24 protein-coding genes are annotated in these 25,977 nt (G+C 69.7%); 10 read left to right on the forward strand and 14 right to left on the reverse strand.

Translation table 11 applies throughout. The features are described from left to right. The first annotated feature begins 10 nt into the window (after window positions 1-10). The 7 genes from T8T21_RS02845 to T8T21_RS02875 are packed head-to-tail and all read left to right on the forward strand — an operon-like array spanning window position 11 to window position 7,416. Window positions 11-643: a DUF2460 domain-containing protein gene (locus T8T21_RS02845; RefSeq protein WP_322336731.1), complete on the forward strand. Its 633-nt coding sequence runs from the start codon at window positions 11-13 to the stop codon at window positions 641-643. Further along, window positions 640-1,491 carry a DUF2163 domain-containing protein gene (locus T8T21_RS02850; protein ID WP_322336732.1) on the forward strand — a complete coding sequence of 284 codons (852 nt, stop codon included), beginning with the start codon at window positions 640-642 and terminating at the stop codon, window positions 1,489-1,491. Before T8T21_RS02845 ends, T8T21_RS02850 begins: the two co-directional genes overlap by 4 nt. Continuing rightward, window positions 1,488-1,925 (forward strand): NlpC/P60 family protein, encoded by a 438-nt coding sequence (locus T8T21_RS02855; RefSeq protein ID WP_322336733.1) that lies wholly within the window; start codon window positions 1,488-1,490, stop codon window positions 1,923-1,925. Before T8T21_RS02850 ends, T8T21_RS02855 begins: the two co-directional genes overlap by 4 nt. Beyond that, window positions 1,925-5,824, forward strand: coding sequence for a baseplate multidomain protein megatron (locus T8T21_RS02860; protein WP_322336734.1), 3,900 nt, complete (start codon window positions 1,925-1,927; stop codon window positions 5,822-5,824). The genes T8T21_RS02855 and T8T21_RS02860 overlap by 1 nt, the downstream gene beginning before the upstream one ends. Then, window positions 5,821-6,105, forward strand: a complete 285-nt coding sequence (locus tag T8T21_RS02865; RefSeq protein ID WP_322336735.1) for a DUF7742 family protein — start codon at window positions 5,821-5,823, stop codon at window positions 6,103-6,105. The genes T8T21_RS02860 and T8T21_RS02865 overlap by 4 nt, the downstream gene beginning before the upstream one ends. A 59-nt stretch (window positions 6,106-6,164) precedes the next feature. Further along, the gene (cysE, locus tag T8T21_RS02870; RefSeq protein WP_183468830.1) at window positions 6,165-6,971 is read left to right on the forward strand and encodes a serine O-acetyltransferase; all 807 of its coding nucleotides are present in this window, start codon (window positions 6,165-6,167) and stop codon (window positions 6,969-6,971) included. 34 nt (window positions 6,972-7,005) lie between these two features. Beyond that, complete coding sequence (locus T8T21_RS02875; protein ID WP_322336736.1) at window positions 7,006-7,416, forward strand: hypothetical protein; 411 nt, start codon at window positions 7,006-7,008, stop codon at window positions 7,414-7,416. A 16-nt stretch (window positions 7,417-7,432) separates the two neighbouring features. Here the strand turns inward: T8T21_RS02875 and T8T21_RS02880 are convergent, their stop codons facing one another. From T8T21_RS02880 to T8T21_RS02915, 8 genes are all read right to left on the reverse strand, one after another. Further along, on the reverse strand, window positions 7,433-7,693 hold the full coding sequence (locus T8T21_RS02880; protein WP_322336737.1) for a hypothetical protein: 261 nt from the start codon (window positions 7,691-7,693) through the stop codon (window positions 7,433-7,435). A gap of 79 nt (window positions 7,694-7,772) precedes the next feature. Further along, complete coding sequence (locus T8T21_RS02885; protein WP_322336738.1) at window positions 7,773-9,143, reverse strand: pyruvate dehydrogenase complex dihydrolipoamide acetyltransferase; 1,371 nt, start codon at window positions 9,141-9,143, stop codon at window positions 7,773-7,775. 13 nt (window positions 9,144-9,156) lie between these two features. Beyond that, window positions 9,157-10,557, reverse strand: coding sequence for a pyruvate dehydrogenase complex E1 component subunit beta (locus T8T21_RS02890; protein WP_322336739.1), 1,401 nt, complete (start codon window positions 10,555-10,557; stop codon window positions 9,157-9,159). 3 nt (window positions 10,558-10,560) lie between these two features. Further along, window positions 10,561-11,607 (reverse strand): pyruvate dehydrogenase (acetyl-transferring) E1 component subunit alpha, encoded by a 1,047-nt coding sequence (gene pdhA, locus T8T21_RS02895; protein WP_246390865.1) that lies wholly within the window; start codon window positions 11,605-11,607, stop codon window positions 10,561-10,563. A 165-nt stretch (window positions 11,608-11,772) separates the two neighbouring features. After that, a complete protein-coding gene (locus T8T21_RS02900) occupies window positions 11,773-12,069 on the reverse strand; it encodes an FtsB family cell division protein (RefSeq protein ID WP_183468840.1) in 297 nt (98 codons plus the stop codon). Window positions 12,070-12,238: 169 nt separating this feature from the next. Beyond that, window positions 12,239-13,168, reverse strand: a complete 930-nt coding sequence (locus T8T21_RS02905; RefSeq protein WP_322336740.1) for a class I fructose-bisphosphate aldolase — start codon at window positions 13,166-13,168, stop codon at window positions 12,239-12,241. Window positions 13,169-13,295: 127 nt separating this feature from the next. Then, window positions 13,296-14,108: an SDR family NAD(P)-dependent oxidoreductase gene (locus T8T21_RS02910; RefSeq protein WP_183468845.1), complete on the reverse strand. Its 813-nt coding sequence runs from the start codon at window positions 14,106-14,108 to the stop codon at window positions 13,296-13,298. Next, window positions 14,105-15,295 carry a phosphoglycerate kinase gene (locus tag T8T21_RS02915; RefSeq protein ID WP_322336741.1) on the reverse strand — a complete coding sequence of 397 codons (1,191 nt, stop codon included), beginning with the start codon at window positions 15,293-15,295 and terminating at the stop codon, window positions 14,105-14,107. Before T8T21_RS02915 ends, T8T21_RS02910 begins: the two co-directional genes overlap by 4 nt. A 119-nt stretch (window positions 15,296-15,414) precedes the next feature. Between T8T21_RS02915 and T8T21_RS02920 the strand changes: the two genes are divergently transcribed. Then, window positions 15,415-15,921, forward strand: coding sequence for a peptidylprolyl isomerase (locus T8T21_RS02920; protein ID WP_183468849.1), 507 nt, complete (start codon window positions 15,415-15,417; stop codon window positions 15,919-15,921). After that, window positions 15,914-16,459: a peptidylprolyl isomerase gene (locus tag T8T21_RS02925; protein ID WP_183468851.1), complete on the forward strand. Its 546-nt coding sequence runs from the start codon at window positions 15,914-15,916 to the stop codon at window positions 16,457-16,459. Before T8T21_RS02920 ends, T8T21_RS02925 begins: the two co-directional genes overlap by 8 nt. A gap of 51 nt (window positions 16,460-16,510) precedes the next feature. Here T8T21_RS02925 and T8T21_RS02930 read toward each other — a convergent pair whose 3' ends face one another. From T8T21_RS02930 to T8T21_RS02955, 6 genes are all read right to left on the reverse strand, one after another. Further along, on the reverse strand, window positions 16,511-17,614 hold the full coding sequence (locus T8T21_RS02930; protein WP_322336742.1) for a sensor histidine kinase: 1,104 nt from the start codon (window positions 17,612-17,614) through the stop codon (window positions 16,511-16,513). A 72-nt stretch (window positions 17,615-17,686) separates the two neighbouring features. After that, window positions 17,687-19,090 (reverse strand): protein adenylyltransferase SelO, encoded by a 1,404-nt coding sequence (locus T8T21_RS02935; RefSeq protein ID WP_322336743.1) that lies wholly within the window; start codon window positions 19,088-19,090, stop codon window positions 17,687-17,689. A 121-nt stretch (window positions 19,091-19,211) separates the two neighbouring features. Further along, window positions 19,212-20,144: a nucleoside hydrolase gene (locus tag T8T21_RS02940; RefSeq protein ID WP_322336744.1), complete on the reverse strand. Its 933-nt coding sequence runs from the start codon at window positions 20,142-20,144 to the stop codon at window positions 19,212-19,214. A gap of 69 nt (window positions 20,145-20,213) precedes the next feature. Beyond that, on the reverse strand, window positions 20,214-20,780 hold the full coding sequence (gene ilvN / locus T8T21_RS02945; protein WP_183468858.1) for an acetolactate synthase small subunit: 567 nt from the start codon (window positions 20,778-20,780) through the stop codon (window positions 20,214-20,216). 73 nt (window positions 20,781-20,853) lie between these two features. Next, window positions 20,854-22,605, reverse strand: a complete 1,752-nt coding sequence (locus T8T21_RS02950) for an acetolactate synthase 3 large subunit (protein WP_183468859.1) — start codon at window positions 22,603-22,605, stop codon at window positions 20,854-20,856. Window positions 22,606-22,891: 286 nt separating this feature from the next. Beyond that, the gene (locus T8T21_RS02955; protein ID WP_183468860.1) at window positions 22,892-23,839 is read right to left on the reverse strand and encodes a YihY/virulence factor BrkB family protein; all 948 of its coding nucleotides are present in this window, start codon (window positions 23,837-23,839) and stop codon (window positions 22,892-22,894) included. Between the two features lie 178 nt (window positions 23,840-24,017). Between T8T21_RS02955 and T8T21_RS02960 the strand changes: the two genes are divergently transcribed. Then, window positions 24,018-25,895 (forward strand): PhoX family protein, encoded by a 1,878-nt coding sequence (locus T8T21_RS02960; RefSeq protein ID WP_322336745.1) that lies wholly within the window; start codon window positions 24,018-24,020, stop codon window positions 25,893-25,895. Window positions 25,896-25,977 lie beyond the last annotated feature (82 nt).

Below are 25,977 nucleotides of genomic sequence, written 5' to 3' on the forward strand. Positions count from 1 at the left end.
GGAGAGCGGGATGGCATTCCACGAGACACGGTTTCCCGTGGCGCTGAGCTTCGGCGCCGCGGGCGGGCCGGAGCGGCGCACCGACATCGTCACGCTGGAAAACGGACACGAGGAGCGCAACACCCCATGGGCGCATGCAAGGCGGCGCTACGATGCCGGGCTGGGGCTGCGGTCGCTCGACGATGTCGAGACCGTGCTCGGCTTCTTCGAGGCGCGGCGCGGGCCGCTGCATGGCTTTCGCTGGAAGGACTGGCTGGATTTCCGCTCGGCCCCGGCCGGGCGGCCGATCGGGCCGCTCGACCAGCAGATCGGGCTGGGCGACGACGCCACCGTGACGTTCCAGCTCGCCAAGAGCTATGGCGACGGCCCCGACCGCTATCTCCGCCCGATCGCCAAGCCGGTGATCGGCACGGTGCAGGTCGCGGTGGATGGCGATCCGCTGGCCGAGGGCGAGGGCGTGACGATCGACCACGCCACCGGCCGCGTGACCTTCGCGCTGCCGCCTGCGGTCGGCGCCGTCGTGACCGCGGGGTTCGAGTTCGACGTGCCCGCGCGCTTCGACAGCGAGAGCCTGACCGGCTCGCGCGCCAGCTTCGAGGCGGGCACGATCCCGGAGATCCCGGTGGTGGAGATCCGGCTGTGAGCGGGCTCGACGATCACCTCGTGGGTGGGGTCACGACGCTGTGCCGGGCCTGGGCGCTCAGGCGCGCCGACGGGCTGGAGCGCGGCTTCACCGATCACGACCGGCCGCTCTCCTTTGATGGGATCGCGTTCCGCCCGGAGACGGGCTTCGCCGCCAGCGCGCTGGTGCAGGGCGCCGGGCTGGCCGCCGATACCGGCGAGGCGCTGGGCGCGATTTCGGATGCGGGCATCACCGAGGCCGAGATCGCGCAAGGCAGGCTCGACGGGGCCGAGCTGCGGGTCTGGCGGGTCAACTGGGCCGCGCCCGAGATGCGGGCGCTCGAATTTCGCGGCCATCTGGGCGAGATCCGCCGCGAGGGGACGCTGTTCCGGGCCGAGCTGCGCGGCCTGTCCGACCTGCTCAACCGGCCGCTGGGCCGGGTCTACCAGCCGCGCTGCGACGCGGTGCTGGGCGATGCGCGTTGCGGCGTCGACACCGACGCGGTGGGGATCGCGGTCGACCGCCCGCTCGCCGTGGCCGATGGCGCGCGGCTGCGCTTCGACTGGCCCGGCGGGCCCAAGGCGGGCTGGTTCGCGCATGGCCGGGCCGAGATCCTCGACGGGGACGGCGCCGGGCTCTGGGCGGCGATCCGCGAGGACCGGGTCGAGGGATCGGCGCGGATCGTCGATCTCTGGGCGCCGCCTGCCACGGAGCTCGCGCCCGGCAGCCGGGTCCGGCTGGTGGCGGGCTGCGACAAGCGCGCCGGGACCTGCCGGCTCAAATTCGACAACTTCTTGAACTTTCGCGGCTTTCCACATCTGCCCGGGGCCGATTGGCTGATGGCGGCGCCGCGTCCGGGGGGCGGATGAGCGCGCGCGCCCTGATCGTCGCCGAGGCGCGCGGCTGGATCGGCACGCCCTATCTGCACGGCGCGGCCCAGCGCGGCGCGGGCTGCGACTGCCTCGGGCTGGTGCGCGGCGTCTGGGCGGCGCTGGCGGGGGCCGAGCCCGAGCCGGTACCCGCCTATCCGCGCCGCGAGGCGGGGCCGCGCGAGGCGCTGCGCGATGCCGCCCGCCGCCACCTGCGCGAGATCGCGCCCGATGCGGCGGGGCCGGGCGACCTGCTGCTGTTCCGGCTCGGCCCCGGCGCCCCGGCGCGGCATCTAGGGCTGCGCGCCGCGCGCGACGGCCACCCGAGCTTCATCCATGCCTATGAGGGGCACGGCGTGGTCGAGAGCCTGCTCACGCCGCCATGGCGGCGGCGCGTCGCCCATGCCTTCGCATTGACGGAAAGGATCGGCTGATGGCGACCATCGTGTTCGGAGCGGCGGGCATGGCGCTGGGCGGCAGCGTCGGTGGCAGCCTGCTGGGCCTGTCGGGGGCGGTCTGGGGCCGCGCGGCGGGGGCCATGCTGGGCCGGGCGATCGACGCGCGTCTCCTGGGCGGCGGCGCCGACCCGGTGGAGACCGGCCGGGTCGACCGCTTCCGCCTCACCGGGGCGGGCGAGGGCGAGCCGATTGCCCGGCTCTGGGGTCGGATGCGGATCGGCGGGCAGGTCATCTGGGCCTCGCCCTTCGAGGAGCGCAGCCATAGCTCCGGCGGCGGCAAGGGCGCGCCGCGCCCGGAGGTGACCGAGTATTCCTACGCCGTCAGCCTCGCCATCGGGCTCTGCGAGGGGCCGGTGCGCCGCGTCGCCCGGATCTGGGCCGACGGGGTCGAGCTGGGCCGCGACGAGATTACCTGGCGGCTCTACGAGGGGCGCGACGACCAGCTGCCCGATCCGGCGATCGAGGCGGTCGAGGGGATCGGTCTGGCGCCGGCCTATCGCGGGCTGGCCTATGTGGTGATCGAGGATCTGGACCTCGCGCGCTTCGGCAACCGGGTGCCGCAGTTCTCATTCGAAGTGCTGCGCCCGGCCGATATCGACGATCCGGCCGGGGCCGAGGACATCGCCCATCTGGTGCGCGGCGTCGCGGTGATCCCCGGCACCGGGGAATACGCGCTGGCCAGCGCGCCGGTGCATGTCGCCACGGGCTTTGCCAGCCGCGCCGCCGCCAACCGTCACGGCCCGACCGGGCCGAGCGACGCCGAGGCGGCGCTCGACGATCTGGTCGAGGAGCTGCCCAATTGCCGCGCCGCCTCGCTCGTCGTGTCGTGGTTCGGCGACGATCTGCGGGCCGGGCGCTGCCGCATCCGACCGCGCGCCGAACGGCTCACCGGCGAGGGCGAGGAAATGCCGTGGCGGGCGGGCGGGCTCGATCGCGCTGCCGCCGGCACCGTGCCGCTCCACGAAGGGCGGCCGGTCTATGGCGGCACACCGTCGGACCTGTCGGTGGTGCAGGCGATCCGGTCGATGAAGGCGCGCGGGCTGGAGGTGACCTACTACCCCTTCATCCTGATGGAGCAGATGGCGGGCAACGGGCTGCCGGACCCCTGGGGCGGGGCCGAGCAGGCGGCGCTGCCATGGCGGGGGCGGATCACCACCGCGCAGGCGCCGGGCCGCCCCGGCACGAGCGATCGCAGCGCCGCCGCCGAGGCCGAGGTCGCGGCTTTCTTCGGCACGGCGCGGGCCAGTGACTTCACCATCGGCGCGCAGGGGCCGGAGTATCACGGGCCCGCCGAATGGGGGCTCAGGCGCTTCGTGCTGCACCAGGCGCATCTGTGCGCCATGGCGGGCGGGGTCGAGGCGTTCTGCATCGGCTCGGAGCTGCGCGGGCTGACCACGATCCGGGGGCAGGGCGACCTCTACCCGGCGGTCGCGGCGCTGCGCGCGCTGGCGGGAGAGGTGCGGGCCGTGCTCGGCCCGGGGGTGAAGCTCTCCTATGCCGCCGACTGGTCGGAATATCACGGCCACCAGCCGGGCGGTGCCACCAAGCGGTTCCACCTCGACCCGCTCTGGGCCGACACGGAGATCGATTTCGTCGGCATTGACAACTACATGCCGCTGTCGGATTGGCGCGACGGCACCGATCATCTCGACGCCGCGAGATACCGCGCGATCCACGATCTCGACTACCTCGCGGGCAATGTCGCGGGGGGCGAGGGGTATGACTGGTACTACCATTCGCCCGAGGCGCGCGCGGCGCAGATCCGCACGCCGATCACCGATGCCGATGGCGAGCCTTGGGTCTGGCGCTACAAGGACATCGCGGGCTGGTGGGGTCACGCGCATCACGACCGCATCGACGGGGTGCGGCAGCCGCAGCCCACCGCCTGGCGGCCCGGCATGAAGCCGATCCGTTTCACCGAGCTGGGCTGCCCGGCGGTGGATCGCGGCACCAACCAGCCCAATGTCTTCCTCGATCCGAAATCCTCGGAATCGCATCTGCCCTATCATTCGCGCGGCCATCGCGACGAGCTGATCCAGATGCGCTACCTGCGCGCCGTGCATCGCCATTTCGCCGATCCCGCCGCCAACCCGGTCTCGGAGGTCTATGGCGGGCGGATGCTCGATACCGGCCGGATGCTGGTCTGGGCCTGGGATCTGCGGCCCTACCCGTGGTTTCCGGCGCTGTCCGAGGCCTGGTCGGATGGCGCGAACTGGGCGCGCGGGCACTGGATCACCGGGCGCACGGCGCATCGCGACCTCGCCTCGGTGGTGCGCGAGATCTGCGCCGAGGCCGGGGTCACGGCGATCGACACCTCGCAGCTCTTCGGGCTGGTGCGCGGCTATCTGGGGCAGGGCACCCAGAGCGCGCGGGCGCTACTGCAGCCCCTGATGCTTGCGCATGGCTTCGACGCGGTGGAGCGCGACGGGATGCTGGTGTTCCGCTCGCGCGACGGCCGGAAAGATGCCGAGATCGATCCCGGCGATCTGGTGCGCGAGCGCCCCGAGAGCCCGCCGCTCGAGATCGCGCGCGAAGGCGTGTCGGCGCTGCCCGACCGGGTGCGGCTGGTGCATGTCGCAGCCGGTGGGACCGGCGACGCGGCGAGCGTCGAGGCGGCGCTGCCGGGCAGCCCGGGGCGGCATATCGAGACCATGGAGCTGCCGATGGCGCTCACCCGGGCCGAGGCGCAGGGCATCGCCGCGCGCTGCCTCGCCGAGGCGCGGCATGGCCGCGAGACGGCGCGCTTCGCGCTGCCGCCATCGGGCCATCCACTCGGGCCGGGCGACGTGGTGGAGATCGGCGGACAGCCCGGCGGCTGGCGGATCACGCGGGCCGAGACCACCACCCATATGGGCGTCGAGGCGGTGCGCAGCGCGCCGGGCCTCTATCTGCCGCCGCCCGGCGAGGAGGAGGAGGCCGCGCCCGGCGCCCATATCCCGCCGGTGCCGGTGGAGGGGGTGTTTCTCGACCTGCCGCTGCTCACCGGGGAGGAGGTGCCGCACGCGCCGCATTTCGCGGCCACCGCCGATCCATGGCCGGGGGCGGTGGCGCTGCTGCGCGGGGTGGAGGATGCCGATCACCGGCTCGACCACGTGCAGCCGCTGGCCGCGACCATCGGCACGACCCTGACCTCGATGGCGGCGGCGCCGCCCGGCATCTGGGATCGTGGCCCGGCGCTCCGGGTGCGGCTGGCGCAGGGGCGGCTGGTCACCGCCTCCGAGGCCGCGGTGTTGTCGGGCGCGAACCTGATGGCGATCGGCGACGGGGCGAGCGATCACTGGGAGGTCTGGCAGTTCCGCGAGGCGGTGCCGGTCGCGCCGGGGGTCTATGACCTGTCGCTGCGGCTCAGGGGGCAGGCCGGGACTGACGCGGTGATGCCCGATCACTGGCCCGCCGGGAGCCGCGTGGTGCTGCTCGACGGGGTGCCGCGGCAGGTCGATCTGCCGGAGGCGGCGCGCGGGCTGGAGCGGCATTACCGCTATGGCCCGGCCCGGCGGCCGATGACCGATCCGAGCTGGCGGCACGAGCTCCGCGCCTTTGCCGGGGTCGGGCTCAGGCCCTATGCGCCCGCGCATCTGCGCGCGGCCGAGAGGGGCGGCGATCTGGCGATCTCGTGGATCCGGCGGGCCCGGAGCGGGGCCGATGCCTGGGCCGGGCGCGAGGTGCCGCTCGACGTGCCGCGCGAGGCCTATCTGCTGCGGATTCTGTCGGAGGGGCTGCTGCGGCGCGAGGTCGAGCTGCAGGCGCCGGGCTTCAGCTATGACGCGGCGATGCGGGCCGCCGACGGGGCGACGGGGCCGCTGGTGGTGCAGGTGGCGCAGGTCACGGACGCCTGGGGGGCGGGGCCCTTCGCCACGCTGGAGGTGCCCGGGTGAGGCCGATCCTGCCGGGCTGCCTCGATCGCGGGGTGGCGGCGCTGCTGGCGGCGCGGCCCGAGGCGCGGCCGGCGCTCGCCGCGCGGATCGTCGCGGAGGCGCGCGCCGCCGATGCCTGGCGGCGGCGGATGGGCCGGGCGCACCCGCTTTGGGGCGACGGGTCGCTGATGGCGGCGGCGCTGCGGCACCCGGCCCGGCCGCTGCCGCCCTCGCTCGGGCCAGAGGCGCGCGCGGCGTTGCGGCAACTGCTCGATGCCCTTGACGCGGCTTCGGGGCTTTGATCTTGGCGCGCAGGCCCTATCTTGGGCAGACGAGGACGCGGGATCAGGAGGCCATGGCGATGGCGACACCACAGGCGCAACTGGCCGAAATCGACCCGGTCTGGAGCCGAATTCGCGGCGAGGCAGAGGACGCGATCGCGGCCGAGCCGCTGATGGGCGGGCTGGTGCATTCCAGCGTGCTGCACCACCAGAGCTTTGCCTGCGCGCTGGCCTATCGGCTGTCGCTCAAGCTCGCCTCCGACGAAATGCCCGCGCAGATCCTGCGCGAGATCATCGACGGCGCCTATGCCGCCGAGCCGGAGCTGGTGGTCTCGGCCCGCGCCGACCTGGTCGCCACCTATGAGCGCGACCCCGCCTGCCATCGCTTCTTGCAGCCGCTTTTGTACTTCAAGGGCTACCAAGCGATCCAGTCCTACCGGCTCGGCCATTGGCTGTGGCAGGAAAACCGCCGCGACCTCGCCTATTTCGTGCAGATGCGGGTTTCCGAGACCTTCGGCGTCGACATCCACCCGGCGGCCCGGATCGGGCGCGGCGTGATGATCGACCACGCCCATTCGGTGGTGATCGGCGAGACGGCGGTGGTCGGCGACAACGTGTCGATGCTGCATTCGGTGACGCTCGGCGGTACCGGCAAGGAAGAGCAGGACCGCCATCCCAAGATCGGCAACGGCGTGCTGATCGGCGCCGGCGCCAAGGTGCTGGGCAACATCCGGATCGGCGACTGCTCGCGGATCGCGGCCGGGTCGGTCGTGCTGATCGACATCCCGGCCTGCAAGACCGTGGCGGGCGTGCCCGCGCGGATCGTCGGCGAGGCGGGCTGCGCCCAGCCCTCGGTGTCGATGGACCAGACCTTCAAGGGCGAGTAGCCCCGCCGCGGGGCGCGGGGCCGGGGAGACGAAGATGTCGAAGATCCTGTGCGCCGCGCTGCTGCTGACCGCCTCCGGGGCCATGGCTGAGGGGGTACTCCCGGGCGACGATCACCCCCGCCGCGCCGCGCGCGGGGTCTTCGATACCGAGGGGGTGATCGCCTGCGCGATGAACCCGGGCGAGGCGCTGGGCGAATGCGGCTTCGGCCTCGCGCTGGGCCCGGATGGCGACGCCACGCTGGTCGCGACCTTTGCCAACGGCTTTCGCCGCACGCTCAGCTTCGATGGCGGGCGCTTCGTGCGGGGCGATGCGACGATGTCGGGCACCGGCACGGACATCGACTGGCGGATCGAGGACGGGCTGCATCTGATCCGCGTCGACGACCAGCGCTACGAGGTGCCGACAGCGACGCTGCCGGGACCGGAGGCCGCGCCGCCCGAGTGATCTCGGGCGTTTGGGGCTATTTGTGGGGCCGGAGCAGGCGGCGCAGCAGGATCTCGACGACCATCCCGGCCAGCGACAGGGCCGCGAACCAAGCAAACCACGACCATTCGGTCGCCTCGGCGAGCCGGTAGGCGACCATCAGGACGATCACCGAGATTCCGCCTCGCAGAACTGCGATGCCCCACGCCTTCATGATATTCGACCCCGTGTGATGCGGCTTCGGGACGGATCGCCCGAGGCGATGCTGCTGAACGCGAGGGGTGCGTGCAAGCGTCATGTGCGACGACTTGCGATAGAGAAGGGGCCGCACCTTCGTTCGAAGGCGCGGCCCCTTGGCATCCGGGTGTGGTGCGGCCTCAGGCCAGCATCACCATCGGGTTTTCCAGCGCGTCGGCGATCTGCTTGAGCAGCTCGGCACCGAGCGCGCCGTCGATCACCCGGTGATCGACCGAGAGCGTCACCGACATCACCGTCGCCACCTCGATCTCGCCCGCGTCGTTGACCACCGGCTTCTTCACGCCGGCGCCGACCGCGAGGATCGCGCCATGCGGCGGGTTGATGACAGCGTCGAAGTTGTCGATGCCGAACATGCCGAGGTTGGAGATCGCGAAGCTGCCGCCCTGGTATTCATGCGGCGCGAGCTTCTTGTCGCGGGCCCGCTTGGCGAGGTCCTTCATCTGCGCAGAGAGCGACGACAGCGAGCGGCTTTCGGCGTCGCGCAGCACCGGGGTGAACAGGCCACCCTCGATCGCCACGGCGACGGCGACGTCCGACGGCTTGAGCTTGAGCACCCGGTCGCCGGCCCAGACCGCGTTGGCATCCGGCACCGCCTGCAGCGCCAGGGCCGAGGCCTTGATGATGAAGTCGTTGACCGAGAGCTTCACGCCGCGCCCTTCGAGCTGCTTGTTCAGCTGGCTGCGGAATTTCAGCAGCGCGTCGAGCTTGATGTCGCGGCGCAGGTAGAAATGCGGGATGGTCTGCTTGGCCTCGGTGAGACGCGCCGCGATGGTGCGGCGCATGCCGTCGAGCTTGACCTCCTCGAACTCGCGATCCGCATACATCTTGCGGATCTGCTCGGCCTGCGCGCCGGGAGCGGCGGGCGCGGCCACCGGGGCCTTGTCGGCCTGGGCGGCGGGGGCCTTGGCAGCCTCGGCCGCGGCGGGCTTCTGGCCCGGCTTGGCGCTCTCGACGTCGGCCTTGACGATGCGGCCGTTCGGGCCCGAGCCCTTGATCTGGCTCAGGTCGAGGCCCTTGTCGGCCGCGATGCGCCGCGCCAGCGGCGAGGCGAAGACCCGGTCGCCATCGCCCGAGCGGGCGGCAGGCGTGGCAGAGGCGGCGTCGTCGCCCTTGCCCTGCTGCGCGGCGGCGCCGTCATCGCCATAGCCCTTGGCCGGCGCGGTGGCCTGCTCGGGATGCGGTGCGGCGTGGCTGTCGGCGTCGCGATCCTTCGCGCCGCCGGTCTCGCCGATGTCATCGGCGCTTTCGCCTTCCTCGAGCAGCACGGCGATCGGGGTGTTGACCTTCACCCCCTCGGTGCCCTCGGCGATCAGGATCTTGCCCACGACGCCTTCGTCGACGGCCTCGAACTCCATCGTCGCCTTGTCGGTCTCGATCTCGGCCAGCAGGTCGCCGGAGGAGACGGTGTCGCCCTCCTTGACCAGCCATTTCGCCAGCGTGCCCTCTTCCATGGTGGGCGACAGCGCGGGCATCAGGATTTCGGTCGGCATGTCTCGCGCTCCGTTACTTGTAGGTCACTTTGCGCACCGCCTCGACGACCTCGTCGGTCGTGACCAGCGCGTGCTTCTCGAGATTGGCGGCATAGGGCATCGGCACGTCCTTGCCGGTGCAGTTGATGACCGGCGCGTCGAGATGGTCGAACGCCTCCTGCATCAGCACCGAGGAGATGTAGCCGCCGACCGAACCCTGCGGCCAACCCTCTTCGACGGTGACGCAGCGGTTGGTCTTCTTGACGCTCTCGATGATCGCGTCGGTGTCCATCGGGCGGATGGTCCGCAGGTCGATCACCTCGGCCTCGATGCCGTCGGCGGCGAGCTTCTCGGCCGCCTCGAGGGCGTAGGTCATGCCGATGCCGAAGGAGACGATGGTCACGTCGGTGCCTTCGCGGGCGATGCGCGCCTTGCCGAGCGGGATGGTGAAGTCATCCAGCACCGGCACCTCGAAGGAGCGGCCGTAGAGAATCTCGTTCTCGAGGAAGATCACCGGGTTGGGGTCGCGGATCGCGGATTTCATCAGGCCCTTCGCATCGGCGGCGGTGTAGGGCATGACGACCTTGAGGCCGGGGATCTGCATGTACCAGGCGGCGTAGTCCTGGGAGTGCTGGGCACCGACGCGGGCGGCGGCGCCGTTGGGGCCGCGGAACACCATCGGGGCGCCCATCTGGCCGCCCGACATGTAGAGCGTCTTGGCCGCCGAGTTGATGATGTGGTCGATCGCCTGCATGGCGAAGTTGAAGGTCATGAACTCGACAATCGGGCGCAGACCGCCGAAGGCGGCGCCGACCGCGATGCCGGCGAAGCCGTGCTCGGTGATCGGCGTGTCGACCACGCGCTTGGGGCCGAACTCGTCCAGCAGGCCCTGCGAGATCTTGTAGGCGCCCTGGTACTCGCCGACCTCTTCGCCCATCAGGAAGACGTTGTCGGCGCGGCGCATCTCCTCGGCCATGGCGTCGCGCAGCGCTTCGCGGACCGTGGTGGTCTTGGTCTCGGTGCCCTCGGGCCAGTCCGGGGTGCGCGGCGGCTTGGGCGCGGCAGCGGCGGGCGACGAGGCGGCGGGGACGTCGGCGGGCAGGGTGTCCTTGGCCTTAGTCTCTTCCTTGACCTCGGTCTTGGCCTCGCTGCCGGCGTTCGTTCCGGCGCTCTCGGCGGCGGAGGCGTCTTCGCCCTCCTCGAGCAGCACGGCGATCGGGGTGTTGACCTTCACGCCCTCGGTGCCCTCGGCGATCAGGATCTTGCCGACGGTGCCTTCGTCGACGGCCTCGAACTCCATCGTCGCCTTGTCGGTCTCGATCTCGGCCAGGATGTCGCCGGAGGAGACGGTGTCACCCTCCTTCACGAGCCACTTGGCGAGCGTGCCTTCCTCCATGGTCGGCGAGAGGGCGGGCATCAGAATTTCGGTCGCCATGGATCAGGCCTCCTGCGGGGCTTCGTCAGCGTAGATGTCGGTCCAGAGCTCCTCGAGCGCGGGCTCGGGGCTCTCCTTGGAGAACTCGGCGGAGTCGTTGACGATCTCCTTGATCTCCTTGTCGATCGCCTTGAGATCTTCCTCGGTCGCGTGGTTGCCGGTCAGCAGCAGCTTGCGGACCTGCTCGATCGGGTCGCGCTCGTCGCGCATCTTCTGCACCTCCTCGCGGCTCCGGTACTTCGCCGGGTCCGACATGGAGTGGCCGCGATAGCGGTAGGTCTTGATCTCGAGGATGTAGGGGCCCTTGCCTTCGCGGCAGTGGGCTACGGCGCGCTCGCCGGCTTCCTTGACCGCCAGCACGTCCATGCCGTCGACCTCTTCGCCCTTGATGCCGTAGGCGGCGCCGCGCTCCCACAGGGAGGGGCTCTTGGTCGAACGCTGGACGCTGGTGCCCATCGCGTACTGGTTGTTCTCGATCACGAAGACGACCGGCAGCTCCCACAGCTGGGCCATGTTGTAGGTCTCGTAGACCTGGCCCTGGTTGGCCGCGCCGTCGCCGAAATAGGTGAAGGTGACGCGCTTGTTGTCGAGATACTTGTCGGCGAAGGCGAGGCCGGCGCCGATCGGCACCTGCGCGCCGACGATGCCGTGGCCGCCGTAGAAGTGCTTCTCCTTCGAGAACATGTGCATGCTCCCGCCCTTGCCCTTCGAGTAGCCGCCCTCGCGGCCGGTCAGCTCGGCCATCACGCCCTTGGGGTCCATGCCGCAGGCCAGCATGTGGCCGTGGTCACGGTAGGAGGTGATCCGCTTATCGCCTTCCTCGGCCGCGGCCTCGAGCCCGACCACCACGGCCTCCTGGCCGATATAGAGGTGGCAGAAGCCGCCGATCAGGCCCATGCCGTAGAGCTGGCCGGCCTTTTCCTCGAAACGCCGGATCAGCAGCATCTCGCGGTAGTAGTGCTTCAGCTCATCGGCGGGGATGTTGGAGCCCTTGGGGGCAGGATTGGTACCCTTGGCGGGCGCCGCGTCGGAGGTCTTCCGGGTCGCCATGGCGTCTCCCTTCGCGCTGTGACGGATAGTTTAGCCTTGAACTATCCCTTACAGAACTTGCGCGGGATGCAACAGGGCAATTCGCGCAACCCGGAAATGCGCGACGCCGCGCGGATCGGATCCGGCGCGGCGCAACAAAACAAGGCGATGGAGGCTTCCGCCGGGTCAGCGGATGACGATCTCGTCGGCGCGGATCATGCCGAGCACCTCGCGGGCGCGGGCGTCGAGCAGGTCGAGATCGAGGTAACGGTCGGACAGGCGGCGGGTGAGATTCTCCATCCGCGCGACTTCCTCGCGCAGGCTGGCAAGCTCCTTCTCCAGGCCCCGTGCCTCGGATTCGACCTCTGCGCGGCGGAACACGCCGTAATCGCCCTGAACGGCGGCAAAGGTGAAATAGAGCCCGATCAGCAGCGAGCCGATCAGGTAGAGGGCGGGGCCCAGAGAAGGGGTGCGCTTCAACATCACTCGTGCCTCGTGCGCCGCCTCTTTGCCGGACGGCTGCCATCAGCCTGCCATGAAAAAGGCGGCGGAAACATCGCGTTCCGCCGCCTCGGCCCGAATTCGCCTAGTGCTGTGACCCTATTGCCTCTTTCGACAGGCCGATCGGGTCAGGCGCGGCGAAACCTGGTCGTCAGGCCTTGCCCAGATAGATGTCCTGCAGCTTGCCCAGCAGTTCGAGCGCCTCGGCGCGCGGCCGCTGGAACGAGTTGCGGCCGATGATCGAGCCGTTGCCGCCGCCGTCGCGGATCGCGCGGGCGTCGTCATAGACCGAATCCGTGCCCTTCTTGGCACCGCCCGAGAACACCATCAGGCGACGGCCGGCGAAGGCCGACTGCACGCAGTGGCGCACGCGCGCCGCCTGGGTCGAGATGTCGATGCCCTCGGCCTCGTAGACCTTCTTGGCCTCCGGAAGCGACAGGTGGTCGGTCGACAGCTTGATCTTGATGACATGGGCGCCGATCAGCGCCGCGATCTGGGCGGCATAGGCGGCGATGTCGATCGCGGTCTCGCCGTCCTTGTCGAGCGCCTCGCCGCGCGGGTAGGACCAGATCACGGTGGCCACGCCCTTGGCGGCGGCCTCCTTGCGCATCTCGACGATCTCCTCGAACATCTCGAGCGCGCAGTCCGAACCCGGGTAGATCGTGAAGCCGATCGCCGAGCAGCCGAGCCGCAGCGCGTCGTCGACGCTGGCGGTGACGGCCTGGTTCTTACCGGCGGTGCCCGACATCAGCGAGTTGGCGCTGTTGCATTTCAGGATGGTCGGGATCTGGCCCGCGAAGCTGTCGGCGCCGGCCTCGATCATGCCCAGCGGCGCGGCATAGGCGTTCAGCCCGGCATCGATGGCCAGCTTGTAGTGGTAATGCGGGTCGTAGCCTTCGGGGTTGGGCGCGAAGCTGCGGGCGGGGCCGTGCTCGAAGCCCTGGTCGACCGGCAGGATGATCATCTTGCCGGTGCCGCCCAGCTTGCCCGCCATCAGCATCCGGGCGAGGTTGGCCTTCACGCCGGGGGTCTCGCCCTCGTAGTTGCGAAGGATGTCGCGGACGATTTCGGTGGTCTGCATGGGGCGCCTTTCGGTTTGCATCTGCAGCGAACGTTAAGGCGCTCCCCGGTGGCTCACAATGCTGTTAGCGCCACCGGGGGGCAGTGTTAGCGCAACCAAAACCCCGTGATCTCAGGGGTTTGGGGATTCACGACCGGCCGTAGGCCCGGCCGGCGATCCGGGCGCTCAACCCGCGCGGCAGAACCCGTCCGGCGAAGGCCGCGATCCGGGTCATGCCGCCGGGCACGACGGTCTGCCGACCGGCCAGCATCGCTTCCCAGCCGGCCTGCGCGACGTCGCGGGCGCGGGCCGGGCGGACCGGTCCGGCCGGGCCGTCGGGATGCATGCCCGCGGTCTCGAAGAAGTTGGTCTCGACCGGGCCGGGGCAGAGCGCGGTCACGGTGACTTCGCTCTCCTCGGCGCGCAGCTCGCTCGAGACCGCGTCCGACAGCGACAGCAGATAGGCCTTGGTGGCGTGGTAGACCGCCATGCCGGGGCCCGGGATGAAGGCCGCGACCGAGGAGACGTTCATGATGTGGCCGGTGTTCTCGCGGCGCATATGCGCCACCGCCGCCTGCATCAGGATCGTCGCCGCCGAGACGTTGACCGCGACCAGCCGCTCGACCTCCTCGGTGCCGCCATCGCCGAAGCGGCGGTGCAGCCCGAGACCGGCATTGTTGATCAGGATCTCGATCCGGCGGCCCTCGGAGGCCTCGCGCCAGAGACGCTCGGCGCCGCCCGGGCGGGCGAGATCGGCGGGGATCACCACGACCTCGACGCGCTCGCGCAGCTCGGCGGCCAGCGCCTCGAGCTTGTCCTCGGAGCGGGCCGAGAGGATCAGCCGGCGGCCGCCGCGGGCGGCGATGCGGGCGAACTCGACGCCGAGGCCCGAGGAGGCCCCGGTGATCAGCGTCCAGCCGCGGCTTTGCGGGACCAGGTCGGTGCGTGCCAGCCCGCTCATGCGCCCAGCGCCTTCACGCCCGGCAGCACCTTGCCTTCCATCCATTCCAAGAACGCCCCTCCTGCGGTGGACACATAGGAAAAATCATCCGCGACGCCGGCCGCGTTGAGCGCCGCCACGGTGTCGCCGCCGCCGGCGACGGAGATCAGCTTGCCGGCGCGGGTCAGCTCGGCGGCCTTGCGCGCCGCGGCCACGGTGCCGCGATCGAAGGGCGCGATCTCGAAGGCGCCGAGCGGGCCGTTCCAGACCAGCGTCTTGGCCTGCTCCAGCGCCATCTCGACATGGGCGACGCTGTCGGGGCCGGCATCGAGGATCATCGCGTCGGACGGGGTGTCCTCGGCCTTGACCACCTCGTTCTCGGCGCCGGCCTTGAACTCGCGCGCCACGACGACGTCGCGCGGCAGCAGGATGCTGCAGCCCTTCTCGGCGGCCTTGGCGGCGATCTCCTTGGCGGTGCCGGTCAGGTCGTGCTCGCACAGCGACTTGCCGACATCGAGGCCCTGCGCCGCGAGGAAGGTGTTGGCCATGCCGCCGCCGATCACCAGCGTGTCGACCTTTTCGACAAGGTTCGACAGCAGGTCGAGCTTGGTCGAGACCTTGGCGCCGCCGACCACGGCGACCACCGGCCGCTCGGGGTTGCCGAGCGCCTTTTCGAGCGCCGAGAGCTCCTCGGCCATCAGCCGGCCCGCCGCGGCGGGCAGCAGCCGGGCCAGCGCCTCGGTCGAGGCATGGGCGCGGTGGGCGGCGGAGAAGGCGTCGTTGACGTAGACATCGCCCAGATGCGCCAGCTTCTCGGCGAAGTCGGGGTCGTTCTTTTCCTCGCCCGCATGGAAGCGGGTGTTCTCCAGAAGCAGCACCTCGCCATCGGCGAGCGCGTCGACCGCCGCCTGCGCGGCATCGCCGATGCAATCCTCGGCGAAGGCCACCTTGCGGCCGAGCTTCTCTTCGAGCGCGGGCAGGATCTGGCGCAGCGACATCTCCGGCACGACCCGGCCCTTGGGGCGGTCGAAATGCGCCAGCAGGATGACCTTGCCGCCCTTGTCGGCGATGTCGGCGACGGTGGGGCGGATCCGCTCGATCCGGGTGGCGTCGGTGACGCGGCCATTCTCGACGGGGACGTTCACATCCACCCGCACCAGCACCCGCTTGCCCGCGAGGTCCATCTCGTCGATCGTCTTCCAGCCCATGCGCCGTCCTTTCCGTTTCGTGTTGGCGAATAGGTAGCGCCGGGGGCCGTGGCTCTCAAGCCATTGGCTTGCGCGCGCGAGGGGCTTATGTCGGGGACAAAGCAGCAGGAGGACCGGCAATGGCCGAGATCAAGGACCCCGAGAACACCATCATCATCGAGCTGAAGGACGGCCCGGTGGTGATCGAGCTTCTGCCCGACGTGGCGCCGAAGCATGCCGAGCGCATGAAGGAGCTGGCCCGCGCCGGTGCCTATGACAACGTGGCCTTCCACCGCGTGATCGACGGCTTCATGGCGCAGACCGGCGATGTCGAGCACGCCAACATGGAAAAGGACTACAACCCGCGCCGCGCCGGCACCGGCGGCTCGGACAAGCCGGACCTCCCGGCCGAGTTCTCCAAGCTGCCGCATGACCGCGGCACGCTGGGTGCGGCGCGTTCGGCCAACCCGAACTCCGCCAACTCGCAGTTCTTCATCAACTTCAAGGACAACCACTTCCTCAACGGCCAGTACACCGTCTATGGCCGCGTGATCGAGGGGATGGAGCATGTCGACAAGATCGCCAAGGGCGAGCCGCCGGCGAATCCCGACCGGATGATCAGCGTCAAGGTGGCGGCCGATGCGTAAGCTCGCCGTTCTGCTGGCGCTCGCCGCCAGCCCCGCCGCCGCCACCGGCCTCGAGATCGACGTCGCGGGCCAGGCCAATGGCACGATCAAGATCGACCTGCTCGAGGACGTGGCCCCCGGCCATGTCGAGCAGATCACCGCGCTGGCCGAGGAGGGCGCCTATGACGGCGTCGTCTTCCACCGGGTGATCGACGGCTTCATGGCGCAGACCGGCGATGTCGAGTTCGGCCGCGAGGGCGGCGACATGTCGATGGCCGGCATGGGCGGCTCGGAGCGCGACGACCTGAAGCAGGAATTCTCGGACATCCCGTTCGAGCGCGGCACGGTCGGCATGGCCCGCAGCCAGGATCCGAACTCGGCCAACAGCCAGTTCTTCATCATGTTCGGGCCGGGGGATTTCCTCAACGGCCAGTACACTGTGGTCGGCCAGGTCACCGAGGGTCTCGAGGTGCTCGACGCGATCAAGCGCGGCGAGGGTCCGAACGGCGCCGTGATCGGCGCGCCGGACGTGATGCGCGAGGTCCGCGTCACCGAGTGACGCGACCGCTTCGTGACACGGCATCAGGGGGCGCTTCGGCGCCCCCTTTTGTCATTCATCGAGCTTGGGAAGCGGGAAGCGGATTTCGATCCGGGTGCCGTCCGGGCCGCTCTCGCGGTGGATCGCGCCCTCGATCCGGGCGACCGAGGCGTCGATGATCTGCCGGCCGAGTCCGGTGGGACGGGCCGGGTCGGTCACCATCCGGGCGCTGCCGGCGCCGTCATCGACGATCTCCAGCATGCCGTGATCGCCAAGCGCGGTGAGCCGCACGGTCACCGAGCCCGGCCGGTCGCCGGGGAAGGCGTGCTTGACCGCGTTGGTCACCGCCTCGTTGAGCGCCAGCGCCAGCGCCGCGGCCACCTCGGAGGGCACCTGCATCGCCTCGAAGTCGCGGATGATGCGCAGCTGCGGCGGCAGGGTCCGTTCCAGGTGCCGGATGATGTCGGGCAGGAAGTGATGCAGGGTGATCTCGTTGCGGGCCGAGACCTTGTGCAGCTCGGCATGCAGCATGGAGATCGCCGAAAGCCGGTCGATCGTCTCCGAGAGCGCCTCGCGGGTTTCCTCGCTCTGGGCCTGGGCGCGCTGGATGCGGACCAGCCCGGTGACCATCTGCAGCGAGTTCTTGACCCGGTGGTCGACCTCGGCGGCCAGCGTCTCCTGCACGACCAGCGCGCGGCGCAGCTCCATCCGGCGCGTCACCTGCCGCGCGAGGATGATCAGCAGGCGCTTGGTCTCCTCGGAGAGCTTGCGCGGCTCCCGGTCGAGCACGCAGAGCGCGCCGATCGGCACCTCGCGGCCGAGCTTGAGGATCGCGCCGCCGTAATAGCGGATCGCGTCCGGCCCGGTGACCAGCGGGTTCTCGGAGGTGCGCGGGTCGCGGGTGGTGTCCTCGATCTCGAAGAAATCCGGCCCGGTCAGCCCGTGCGAGCAGATGGACTCGTCCATCGTGTAGTCGCGCTGCCCGGTGCCGAAGGCGGATTTCGCCCATTGCCGGTTGGTGTCGACCAAGGTGACCAGCGAGATCGGCGCGCCGGTGATCTCGGCCGCATAAGCGGTGATCTCGTCGAAATCGACCTCGTCCTCGCTATCCATGATGCCAAGCGAGCGGATCGCCTCGGCGCGGCGTTCGGCAGTCAGATCTGGAACGTCACGCATTGGCATATACTCTGCTTGGTCCCGGTCAGCTGGGACGGAAACGGAAACGAAACGGGGCATTATTAAGACTTACTAGGTGCCGCAGAAGGTCCTGTCGACCCTATCACCTTCTCCGGGTGGGTCGACGTAACGTTTTGCAAGGTCCGGGTCGGGATCGAACGGCCGGGTCACCACGCCGAGCATCTCCTCGAACGGGGTGAGATCGCCGGTCAGGGCGGCGCTGATCGCCGCCTCGATGCGGTGCAGGCGCGGGATCACCTGCGGGTTGGCCCGGGCGGCGATCGCAAGGTCGGGGTCACGCGCGCGCCACGCCGCGATCCATTCGGCGTCAGAGGTCGCGCGCTCGGGCGCGTCGTCGGCCAAGGCCCGGAAGCTGTTGGTGAAGTCGCGCTCCTCGCGGGTCATGGCGGTAAGCAGCCCCTCGATCAGGGCGCGGTCCTCGGGCTGCGGATCGGCAAGGCCGAGCTTGGCCCCGAAGCGGCGCAACCAGGCGGCCTGGTAGAGATCGGCGAAGCGGTTGATGATCGCGGTGAAGTCGTCGACGGCCTTCTGCTGGTCGGGCATCAGCGGCACCAGCGAGGTCGCGAATTGCGCGATGTTCCACAGCGCGACCTGCGGCTGATTGCCATAGGCGTAGCGGCCATGTGCGTCGATCGAGGAGAAGACCCGCGCCGGGTGGTAGACATCCATCATCGCGCAGGGGCCGTAATCGATGGTCTCGCCCGCGACCGCGCAGTTGTCGGTGTTCATCACCCCGTGGATGAAGCCGAGGCTCATCCATTGCGCGATCAGCTCGGCCTGCCGCGCGACCATCTGCGCCAGCAATTCGGGCACCGATCCGGCCGAAGGGAAGTGCCGGGCCATGGTGTGCTCGGCCAGCGCGCGCAGGCCCTCGGTGTCGCTGCGGGCGGCCAGCACCTGGAATGTGCCGACGCGGATATGGCTTTGCGCCACGCGGGTCAGGATCGCGCCGGGAAGGGCGGTCTCGCGGATCACTTCCTCGCCGGTGGTGACGGCCGCGAGCGCGCGGGTGGTCGGCACGCCAAGAGCGTGCATCGCCTCGCTCATCAGGTATTCGCGGATCACCGGTCCGACCCAGGCGCGCCCGTCGCCCATGCGGCTGTAGGGCGTCTGGCCCGAGCCCTTGAGCGCGATGTCGCGGCGGACGCCGTCGGGGCCCACCACCTCGCCGAGCAGGATCTGCCGCCCGTCGCCGAGCTGCGGGTTCCAGCTGCCGAACTGGTGGCCGGCATAGAGCTGGGCGATGGGGGTGGCGCCCTCCGGCACGGCGCTGCCGGCGAAGACGCGCAGCCCCTCATCGGTGCGCAGCGCGTCGGGGTCGAGCCCCATCTCGCGGGCCAGACCGTCATTGAGGGCAATCCAGCCGGGATCGGCGACCGGCACCGGGGCCTGTCGGGTGAAGAGCCGCTCCGGCAGCCGGGAATAGGAATTGTCGAACGAGATCGCAATAGTCATAGATGGCATCTATGCCGTCGCGGCGCCGGGCCAAGATGCTCGGCCCGGCAAATCGCCTTCTCTTTGGGCCCGTGTCGGGACGGGCCCGGGTTTCGCGCCGTCCCGGAGCCGTGGCGCCCGCTCAGAGCCGGCCGATCCGCTCGGTCAGCAGGTCGAAGAAGCCGGCCCGGTCGACATCGCCGATGAAGAGCGCGTTAGGCGCGCGGTCGGTCACGCCCCACCAGTCGGCGACGGTCATGCCCAGCGTCAGCTCGGAGCCGGTCTCGATCTCGACATTGATCTCGCGGCCCGAGAAGAGATCGGGGCGCAGCAGCCAGGCGATCACGCAAGGGTCGTGCAGCGGCGCGCCCTCGGAGCCGTATTTCTCGGTGTCGAAGCGCTCGAAGAAATCGGTCCAGCTCGCCACCACCTCGCCGATCCGGCCCATGCCGCGCATCGTCGCGATCCAGTCGCGCGAGGTCAGCGCCTTGTGGGTGGCGTCGAGCGGCAGCACGGTGATCGGGCGACCGCAGGCGAAGACTTCCTTGGCGGCCTCCGGATCGACATAGATGTTGAACTCGGCCGCGGGGGTGATGTTGCCGCCCTCGAAGAAGCCGCCGCCCATCAGCACGATGCGCTCGACCTTCTCGACGATATCGGGGGCGCGGCGGAAGGCGGTGGCGATGTTGGTCAGCGGCCCGAGCGGGCAGAGCGTGACCGTGCCGGGCGCCTCGCGGCGCAGCGTCTCGATGATGAAGTCGACGCCGTGTTGTTGCTGCAGCGGCAGGTTGGGGTCGGGCAGAGTGATGCCGTCGAGCCCGGTCTTGCCATGCACGTGCTCGGCGGTGACGAGCGGGCGGGCCAGCGGTCGGTTGCAGCCGGCGAAGACCGGCGTGTCGCGGCCCGCGAGCTCCACCACCTGCCGCGCGTTGCGCTGGGTGAGGTCGAGCGGCACGTTGCCGGCCACGGCGGTGAGGCCCAGAATCTCCAGCTCGGGCGAGGCCAGCGCCAGCAGGATGGCGACGGCGTCGTCCTGGCCGGGATCGGTGTCGATGATGATCTTTCGCGCGCCCATGCGGTCCTCCTGTAAGATCCGCAGAAAGGCAGGAACGCCGCGCCGAGGCAAGCCCCGCGCGGCGTCAGGTCAGACCCGCGCCTCGGGGCCGCGCGACAGCGCCGCCACGCCGGTGCGCGCCAGCTCGGTCAGGCCGAGGGGGCGCATCAGGTCGGCGAAGGCGTCGATCTTCTCCGGGGTGCCGGTGATCTCGAAGACGAAGCTCTCGAGCGTCGAGTCGACCACGTTGGCGCGGAAGATGTCCGCGAGACGCAGCGCCTCGACCCGCGCGTCGCCCTCGCCGCGCACCTTGAACAGCGCCAGCTCGCGCTCCACGGTCGGGCCCTCGACGGTGAGGTCGTGGACCTCGTGGACCGGGACGATGCGGCCGAGCTGCGCCTTGATCTGCTCGATCACCTGCGGCGTGCCGGAGGTGACCAGCGTGATCCGCGAGCGGTGGCCGGTGTGGTCGATCTCGGCCACGGTCAGGCTTTCGATGTTGTAGCCGCGGCCCGAGAACAGGCCGATGACCCGGGCGAGCACGCCCGGCTCGTTGTCGACGATCACCGCGAGGGTGTGGCGTTCCTCGACGTCGGAATAGACCGAGCGGAGGTTGTAGGCGGAGTGGCTGGTCGAGCCGGCCTTGATGTTCAGCATGGGGTCGTCCTTTCCCCGGGCCGGGACCCGGGACGTTTCGAATTGTCCTGCGCAGCCCCCGGGGGGACCGCGGTCACACCAGCACCGCGCCGCCGGCCTCGATGGCATGCGCGGTCGAGACCTCGCCCATCAGCATCTCGTTATGGGCCTTGCCCGACGGGATCATCGGGAAGCAGTTCTCGTGCTTCTCGACGAGGCAGTCGAAGATGACCGGGCCGTCATAGTCGAGCATTTCCATGATCGCGTCGTCGAGATCGGCGGGGTCCGAGCACTGGATGCCCTTGGCGCCGAAGGCTTCGGCGAGCTTGACGAAATCGGGCAGCGCCTCGGACCAGCTCTGCGAGTAGCGCTCGCCATGCAGCAGCTCCTGCCACTGGCGCACCATGCCGAGCCGCTCGTTGTTGAGGATGAACTGCTTGACCGGCAGGCGGTACTGCACCGCGGTGCCCATTTCCTGCATGTTCATCAGCCACGACGCCTCGCCCGCGACGTTGATCACGAGCGCGTCGGGATGCGCCATCTGCACGCCGATCGAGGCCGGGAAGCCGTAGCCCATGGTGCCGAGGCCGCCGGAGGTCATCCAGCGGTTCGGGTCCTCGAAGCCGAGATACTGGGCAGCCCACATCTGGTGCTGGCCGACCTCGGTGGTGACGTAGCGGTCGCGGCCCTTGGTCAGCGCCTCGAGCCGCTGCAGCGCGTATTGCGGCTTGATGATCTTGTCGGAGTTGCGGAAGGCGAGGCAGTCCTTGGCGCGCCACTCGGCGATCTGCGCCTGCCATTGCGCCAGCCCCTCGCGGTCGGTCTTGCGGCCATTGGCGGACCAGGCGTCGAGCAGGTCCTTGAGCACATGCGCGACGTCGCCGATGATCGGGATGTCGGTGCGGATCACCTTGTTGAGCGAGGAGGGGTCGATGTCGATATGGGCGCGCACCGAGTTCGGCGAGAAGGCGTCGATCCGGCCGGTGATCCGGTCGTCGAAGCGGGCGCCGACGCAGATCAGCAGGTCGCAGCCATGCATCGCCATGTTGGCTTCATAGAGCCCGTGCATGCCGAGCATGCCCAGCCACTGCTCGCCCGAGGCCGGATAGGCGCCGAGGCCCATCAGCGTCGAGGTGATCGGGAAGCCGGTGGCGGAGACCAGCTCGCGCAGCAGCTTGCTGGCCTCGGGGCCGGAGTTGATCACCCCGCCGCCGGTGTAGAAGACCGGGCGCTTGGCGGTTTCCATGGCACGCGCCAGCGCCTCGATGCCGGCCGGGTCGCCCTTGACCGCGGGGGCGTAGCGGGTCGAGCGGGTTTCCTTGCCGCCATATTCGCCGGTGGCGAACTGCACGTCCTTGGGGATGTCGACCAGCACCGGGCCGGGGCGGCCCGAGGTGGCGACGTGGAACGCCTCGTGCAGCGTCGAACCGAGCCGGTCGGTCTCCTTCACCAGCCAGTTGTGCTTGGTGCAGGGGCGGGTGATGCCGACGGTGTCGGCCTCCTGAAAGGCGTCCGAGCCGATCATGAAGGTCGGCACCTGGCCCGACAGCACGACGATTGGGATCGAGTCGAGCAGCGCGTCGGTCAGGCCGGTGACGGCGTTGGTGGCGCCGGGGCCTGAGGTGACCAGCGCGACGCCCGGCTTGCCGGTGGAGCGGGCATAGCCCTCGGCCGCGTGGATCGCGCCCTGTTCGTGGCGCACCAGCACGTGGCGGATTTCGTTCTGCTGGAACAGCTCGTCATAGATCGGCAGCACCGCGCCGCCCGGATAGCCGAACACCGTGTCGACGCCCTGATCCCTGAGCGCCTGCACGACCATCTTCGCGCCCGTCATTTGCCCTGTCATCGTGCCGCTTCCCTGTCTGCTGCCCTGTCAGTGGATACGAAAAAGCCCCCGGTGATCCGGGGGCGCATGGTCGACCGTCATGGTCCTGCCGTTACCGGCCCACGCGCCCAACCTCACCAAGTACGAGAAGGAGATCCATGTTCTCCGGTCCTTTCCGTTCCGCCCGCGCAGATATGCACGGGCGGGCGGGAGCGTCAACCGCAAACGGCGGAGAAAATGTCGTGGACCCGCGCGTCAGGGTAACTTTCTTATGGCAAGGGGGTGCGTGACGGTCGAAGCGCAAAGCTTATTGCGCCACCGAATTGCCCGACTCGGCCTTTGCATCCTCCATCAGCGGGTCGTTCTTTGCATCCTCGGGTTGCGGGTCATGCTTGGCTTGGCGCTCCATCTCGCTGTCGAACTCGGCCCCCATCAGCACGATGAAAGAGGACAGCCACAGCCACATCAGCAGCACGATCACGCCGCCCAGCGCGCCGAAGGTCTCGTTGTAGCCGCCGAAATTGCGGACGTAAAAGGCGAAGCCGATCGAGCCCACCAGCCACAAAAGGCAGGCCAGCCCGGCGCCCGGCGTGATCCAGCGCCATTTCTTGTCGCCCCGGTCGGGGCCGTAGCGGTAGAGGATCGCCAGACCCAGCGCGACGAGGATCAGCAGCACGGGCCAGCGCACGAGGTTGATGATCCACTCGGTGGTCGCGCCCCAGGGCAGCACGCCCAGCACCGCCGGCAGCAGCGCCGCGACCGCGATGATCAGCAGGAAGCCCACGATCATGCCGAGCGTCAGCGCCAGCTTGACGAGGTTGAACCTGACCAGCCCGCGGGTCTCCTCGGCCTCGAAGGCGACGTTGAGCCCTTCCATCAGCGACTGCACCCCCTTGGAGGCGGAGTAGATCGCCACCAGGATGCCGAACAGCGCGGCGAGGCCGAGCCCGCCCTCTTCGGAGCCGGCGACCTCCTTGGCCTGGCTCAGAACGATCTCGGCGGCCTGTTGCGGCAGGAAGCCCGACAGCGCCTGCAGTTGGTCGACCACGGTGGAGGGTTCGAAGAACAGCCCGGCGATCGCCATGGCGGCGACGATGCCGGGGAAGATCGCCAGCAGGCCGTAGAAGGCGCAGCCGGCGGCGATCAGGCTGACATGGTCGTCGCCGATCTCGGAATAGACCCGTTTCAGCGTGGCGAACCAGCCGGGCTTGTTGATGTCGCCCGGATGGGCGTCGGGGTTCTTGGCATGCGCCATCTGGGCCTCCTTGCCTGTCTGTCGTGACGACAACGTGACAGCACGCGGCCCGTTCCCGCGGGTTCCCGCCGATCGGCGATGAGACAAAACTCTTACAGAACCGTCGCATGGGTTTCATCTGCCGCGCCTAGCAGGGCGGCGTGAGCCCCGACGGGGCTTTGATGACAAGGGACACGCCATGAAGCGCTTCAACATCAACAAGATCAGCTGGGACGAGCTGGACGAGCTGCGCCGCCCGACGCCCGAGACCACCGATTTCGATCGGGTGGTGCAGGCCGCTGTGTCGCGGCGCGGGTTCCTGACCGGCCTGGTGGCCTTCGGCTCCGGCGCGGCGGTGATGGGTGCCGGGGCGGTCCGCGCCTCCGGCGAGCTGAAGCAGGGCGCGGCGCGCTTCGCCTTCACCCCGATCGCGGCGCAGACCGATTTCACCGTGCATGTGCCCGAGGGCTACGAATGGAAGGTGCTGGCGAGCTGGGGCGATCCGCTGTTCTCCGACGCGCCGGCCTTCGACCCGGCCAATGGCACCACCCCCGAGGGGCAGGCGCGGGCCTTCGGCGAGAACACCGACGGCATGGAGCTGTTCGATATCGACGGCCACGAGGTGATCGCGGTCAACCACGAATACGCCAATCTCGACATCAACCTGCCGCAGAACGACGAGGGCGCGCCGCTGTCGGTGACCGATGTCCGCAAGATCCAGGACGCGCAGGGCGTCGCGGTGTTCGAGGTGAAGGAGGGCGAGAATGGCTGGGAGGTCGTGATCGACAGCCCGTTCAACCGTCGGATCACCCATAACACGCCGATGCGGATCGCGGGCCCCGCCGCCGGTCACGCGCTGCTGCGGACCGAGGCCGACCCGTCCGGCACCGAGAGCCTCGGCACCTTCAACAATTGCGGTGCGGGCCGCACGCCCTGGGGCACCTATCTGACATGCGAAGAGAACTTCAACGGCTACTTCGGCTCGACCGATGAAGCGTTCGAGCGCCCCGAGGGCTTCGCCCGCTACGGCATCGAGCTGGAGTCGGGCTATGACTACGAGAAGTTCGACCCGCGCTTCGACATCTCGAAGACCCCCAACGAGCCGCACCGCGCCGGCTACGTGGTCGAGATCGACCCTTCGGACCCCGCCTCGACGCCGGTGAAGCGCACCGCGCTGGGCCGGTTCAAGCACGAGAACGCCGAGGTGACGCTGGCCGCCGATGGCCGCGTGGTGGTCTATCTGGGCGATGACGAGCGCGGCGAGTTCCTCTACCGCTATGTCTCCGACGACGTCTATGTGGAGGGCGGCGACACCTCCGGGCTGCTCGATGCGGGCCAGCTCTATGTCGCCAAGTTCCACGAGGACGGCACCGGCGAGTGGCTGGCGCTGACGCCGGAGGCCACCGGCATGGATCGCGCGATGATCCACATCCACACCCGGCAGGCGGGCTCGGCGGTGGGCGCCACGACCATGGACCGCCCGGAATGGGTCGCGGTGAACCCGACCCGGGTCGAGGCCTATTGCGCGCTCACCAACAACAAGAACCGCGCGGTGAAGGCCAATGCCGGCGGCGACGAGACCCCGGCCACCGGTCCCAACCCGCGGGCCGAGAACAATTACGGCCAGATCGTCCGCTGGCGCCCCGAGAACGAGGACCATGCCGCCGACCGCTTCGACTGGGATCTCTATGTCATGGCGGGCAACCCGGAGGTGCATGCGGACGCCTATGCCGGTTCGGCGAACGTCACGCCGGGCAACATGTTCAACTCGCCCGACGGGATGAAATTCGACAGCCGCGGCATGCTGTGGATCCAGACCGATGGCGACGACAGCAACGAGGGCGAGTTTGCCGGCATGGGCAACAACCAGATGCTGGTGGGCGATCCGGCCTCGGGCGAGATCGCGCGCTTCATGACCGGGCCCAAGGGGTCCGAGGTCACCGGTGCGACCTTCTCGACCGACCGCCGGACGCTGTTCGTGGGCATCCAGCATCCCGAGAACTTCCCCGACCCCGAGGCGCTGCCGCGCAGCTCGATCGTGGCGATCCGCCGCGCCGACGGCGCCGAGATCGGCTGATCCGGAGAGGGGCCTCGGCCCCATGGGCGGCCCGGAGCGATCCGGGCCGCCCCTTCGCGCTCTCGCCGCCGGGTCGCGGCGG

Origin of the sequence: Limimaricola variabilis (assembly GCF_034371605.1) — a bacterium.
Taxonomy (GTDB): domain Bacteria; phylum Pseudomonadota; class Alphaproteobacteria; order Rhodobacterales; family Rhodobacteraceae; genus Limimaricola; species Limimaricola variabilis.